At 69.2% G+C, this 1,005-nt stretch carries 2 protein-coding genes; both read left to right on the top strand.

The window, feature by feature from the left end:
* Positions 1–201 precede the first annotated feature (201 nt).
* Positions 202–618 (top strand): EVE domain-containing protein, encoded by a 417-nt coding sequence (locus P409_RS35155; RefSeq protein WP_034849692.1) that lies wholly within the window; start codon positions 202–204, stop codon positions 616–618.
* Positions 619–631: 13 nt separating this feature from the next.
* A partial coding sequence (locus P409_RS36735; protein ID WP_430515691.1) for a 4'-phosphopantetheinyl transferase family protein occupies positions 632–1,005 on the top strand: 374 nt, incomplete at its 3' end.

Here is a 1,005-nt window from a genome sequence, read left to right as displayed (position 1 = left end):
GGGATCGAGGCGCCGGTGACCGCGGCGGTCGACGCCGTGCTGAATCACGGCGCCGCCATCGACACCGCCATCGCCGGCCTGCTGCTGCGCCCGGCGAAACGCGAGGCGTGACCTGGAAACGCCCAATCTGGAAACGCTGGAGCCTTTCCGCTAGCGTCCCGCCGAGAGGCGCGCGGCGCCGTCGATCCGAGAGGCCTGATCGTGAACCACTGGCTGGTGAAGTCCGAACCGTTCAAATGGAGCTGGGACCACATGGTCAAGGCCAAGCGCACCCATTGGGACGGCGTCCGGAACTACCAGGCTTCGAACAACCTGAAGGCGATGAAGATCGGCGACGAGGCGTTCTTCTACCACTCCAACGAGGGGCTGGAGATCGTCGGCATCGTCACGATCGTGCGTGAATACTACCCGGACCCGAGCGACGAGAGCGGCCGCTTCGGCATGGTCGACGTGCAGGCCGCCCGGCCGCTGAAGACCTTCGTCACGCTGAAGCAGATGAAGGCCGACCCGGCGCTGTCGGGCCTCGCGCTGATCCGCCAGGGCCGGCTGTCGGTCAGCCCGGTCAGCGACGCGGAATGGACGCATATCTGCAAGCTCGGCGGCGTCTCCCCGAAATGACGGGAGCAAAGGCATGAGCGGCCCGGACGCCCCCGCCGACGCTCATGTCTGGACAGCCGAGGTGCCGGAGGACGAGGCTCTCTACCAGGCCTGCCTGCCCTTCCTGACCGCGGCGGAGCGGGCGCGGGCCGCGCGCTTCGTCATGCCGGGCGACCGCCGCCGCTTCGCCGCCGCCCGGTCGGTGATGCGCCGGCTGCTGCAGGAGATCGCCGGCGTGCCGGCCGGGGAATGGGACTTCGCCATCGGCGACCATGGCAAGCCGCTGATCTGCCGGCCGGAGCAGGGGCGGTCGATCGGCATCAACATCTCGCATGCCGAGGGCATGATCGCCTGCGCCGCCGCGCCCGGCAGCATCATCGGGGTGGATCTCGAATGGCTCGGCCGGGT

It is taken from the genome of Inquilinus limosus MP06 (assembly GCF_000767795.1).
Lineage (GTDB): Bacteria > Pseudomonadota > Alphaproteobacteria > DSM-16000 > Inquilinaceae > Inquilinus > Inquilinus limosus_E.
This window is presented reverse-complemented; position numbering and strand designations above follow the sequence as displayed.